Genomic DNA, 2,448 nt, shown 5'->3' on the forward strand with positions numbered 1-2,448 from the left:
CGCCGGCCCGTACTCACGTGCCGATGTAAGACGCCAACTCGTCCGGCGTGCCCTGCGGGAACGCCTGCTTCAGGTGGTCGAGGAAGGCCGAGACGCGGGCGCTGAGGAGCCGGCGGGACGGGTAGAGCGTCCAAAGTGCGATCTCGGGCCCCTCGACGTCGCCCCATTGGACCAGCCTACCCGCGGCGATGTCGTGGCTCACGAGCGAGACGGGCAGGCAGGCCGCCCCGACGCCGGCCCGGACCGCGTCGCGCACCATGATCATCGACGACAGCCTGAGGACGGGCTCGAACGGGATGCGCGGTCTCCCGTCCGGCACCTTCACCTTCCAGACATCTCCACCGCCCGGACCGCGCACCACCGCCGGAACCGGCCGGTTGCCCTGAGGCTGCCCGAGGGCTGGACTGGCCACGACGACCAGCCTGTCGCGCAGGAAGACGCGGCCGACCAGGCTTTCGTCGGTCTCCGGGTTGACCCGGATCACGACGTCGTAGCCCTCCTCGACCATGTCGACGGCCCGGTCATCCGTCGTGACCTCCAGCCGGACCTCCGGGTGCTTCACGGCGAACTCGGCCGCGAGCTTTCCCATGGCCACCTGTGAGAACAGGAGCGGCGCGCTCACCCGCAGCCGGCCGCGCGGATTCACGCCGCCCGAGGCGATGGCCGCCGCGGTCTCGTCGAGCTCGGCCAGCAGCATCCCCGTCCGTTCGTGGAGGGCCCGCCCCTCCTCGGTGAGCGTCAGCGTGCGGGCGCCGCGTTCGAACAGGCGGAGTGCAAGCGCGCCCTCCAGTTCCGAGACCCGGCGCGACAGCGTCGCCTTCGGGCGTCCGGCCGCCCGAGCGGCGCGCCCGAACCCGCCATGGCGGGCAACGAGGTTGAAGTCGGCGAGGGCGAGAAGGTCCATGCGTTCCACCAGCGAGACGGACCGTCCAGATATAGCGTCTATCGGTAAGAACGTGGATCGCTAACTTCCGGCCTGTCAACAGCAGCAACCCGGAGAAACCCCATGACCATCCTCGTCACCGGCGCCACCGGCACCATCGGCCGGCATGTCGTCGACAATCTCGCGAAGCGTGGCGCCGACGTGCGTGCCCTCGTCCGCGATCCGGCCAAGGCGGGACTTCCGGCCAGCGTGGCCCTGGCGCAGGGCGACCTGCTCGACGTCGACGCCCTTCGCGGCGCCTTCCAGGGCGTCTCCACGCTCTTCCTGCTCAACGCCGTGGTGCCCGACGAATTCACCCAGGCGCTGATTGCTCTCAACGTCGCCCGGGAAGCCGGCGTCAGGCGGGTGGTCTACCTGTCGGTGATCCACAGCGACGTCTACGTAAACGTGCCCCACTTCGGGGGCAAGTTCGGCGTCGAGCGGATGATCGAGGCGATGGGCTTCGAGGCCACGATCCTGCGCCCCGCCTACTTCATGAGCAACGAGATGACGGTCAAGGACGTCGTCCTGCAGCACGGCGTCTACCCCATGCCCATCGGCGCCAGGGGTTTGGCCATGGTCGACGCGCGCGACCTCGGCGAGGTCGCCGCCCTCGAACTCATCCGCCGGGAGCGGGCCGACGGGCCGCCTCCCCTGGACCGGATCAACGTCGTCGGGCCCGAGACGCTGACGGGCGAGGGCGTGGCCGCGATCTGGTCGGAGGTGCTGGGCCGCCCCGTCGCCTATGGCGGCGACGACACCGCCGGGTTCGAGCGGAACCTCCGGCAGTTCATGCCGGGCTGGATGGCCTACGACATGCGCCTGATGGCCGAGCGCTTCCTGACCGACGGCATGGTCCCGGAGGCCGGCGACGTCGAGCGCCTGACCTCGCTCCTGGGCCGCCCGCTGCGCACCTACCGCGCGCTCGCCGCCGAGATCGCGATCGCCTGACGCCCAAGCGTCACTCAACCTCCATCGGAAGGACCATCGTCATGATCTACTCGACCGCAACCGTCCCGGTGAACCCGGACGGGGAGGCTCCCCTGACCCGCACGCAGGCCTGGGCGGGCCTCGTCCTCAAGGCCCGCGACGCCCGCCAGTTCCTGCCGCCGGGGCTCTGCAGTCGGTGCGACGTCGTGGAGGAAAGCGCCACCCACCTCGTGCGCGAGGCCACCATCGGGGGTGTCGACCTGCGCGAGATCATCGCCTTCGAGCCCGGGGCCAAGGTGACCTTCTTCCAGGCCACCGGCCCGCGGGAAGGGGCCATCGTCAACGAGCTGTTCGAGGACGAGGAGGGCGCGCTGCAGCTTCGGTTCTACTGCTACCTCGGCCTGCGCGGGAAGGAACCGGGCGGTCCCGAGGAGCAGGCCGAGCAGGCGCAGTTCGACGGCAGCAAGGGCTACAAGGCCGCGCTGCTGTCGACGTTGAAGCGTACCCGCGAGCTGCTCGCCGAGGGCGCGCTTTAAGGTCGCCGAGGCGGGGCTGCCAGGTGCTTGGGGCGGATACCGGCCGGCTTCAGTCGGTTG

The 2,448-nt window shown here is 70.3% G+C and carries 3 protein-coding genes; 2 read left to right on the top strand and 1 reads right to left on the bottom strand.

Features of this window, described 5'->3' with window-relative positions; genetic code table 11:
• Positions 1–13: 13 nt before the first annotated feature.
• Positions 14–904 (bottom strand): LysR substrate-binding domain-containing protein, encoded by an 891-nt coding sequence (locus tag ABZT49_RS33895; RefSeq protein WP_355292965.1) that lies wholly within the window; start codon positions 902–904, stop codon positions 14–16.
• 102 nt (positions 905–1,006) lie between these two features.
• On the opposite strand from ABZT49_RS33895, the gene ABZT49_RS33900 reads away from it, so the two are divergent.
• Complete coding sequence (locus ABZT49_RS33900) at positions 1,007–1,873, top strand: NmrA/HSCARG family protein (RefSeq protein ID WP_355292966.1); 867 nt, start codon at positions 1,007–1,009, stop codon at positions 1,871–1,873.
• 41 nt (positions 1,874–1,914) lie between these two features.
• Positions 1,915–2,388 (top strand): SRPBCC family protein, encoded by a 474-nt coding sequence (locus tag ABZT49_RS33905; protein WP_355292968.1) that lies wholly within the window; start codon positions 1,915–1,917, stop codon positions 2,386–2,388.
• The last annotated feature ends 60 nt before the right edge of the window (positions 2,389–2,448 follow it).

The organism is Methylobacterium sp. EM32, assembly GCF_040593685.1.
Taxonomy (GTDB): domain Bacteria; phylum Pseudomonadota; class Alphaproteobacteria; order Rhizobiales; family Beijerinckiaceae; genus Methylobacterium.

Bases quoted from the DNA above. Each gene is read 5' to 3' on its own strand.
- ABZT49_RS33895 (WP_355292965.1), bottom strand. From the start codon at position 904: ATGGACCTTCTCGCCCTCGCCGACTTCAACCTCGTTGCCCGCCATGGC.
- ABZT49_RS33900 (WP_355292966.1), top strand. From the start codon at position 1,007: ATGACCATCCTCGTCACCGGCGCCACCGGCACCATCGGCCGGCATGTC.
- ABZT49_RS33905 (WP_355292968.1), top strand. From the start codon at position 1,915: ATGATCTACTCGACCGCAACCGTCCCGGTGAACCCGGACGGGGAGGCT.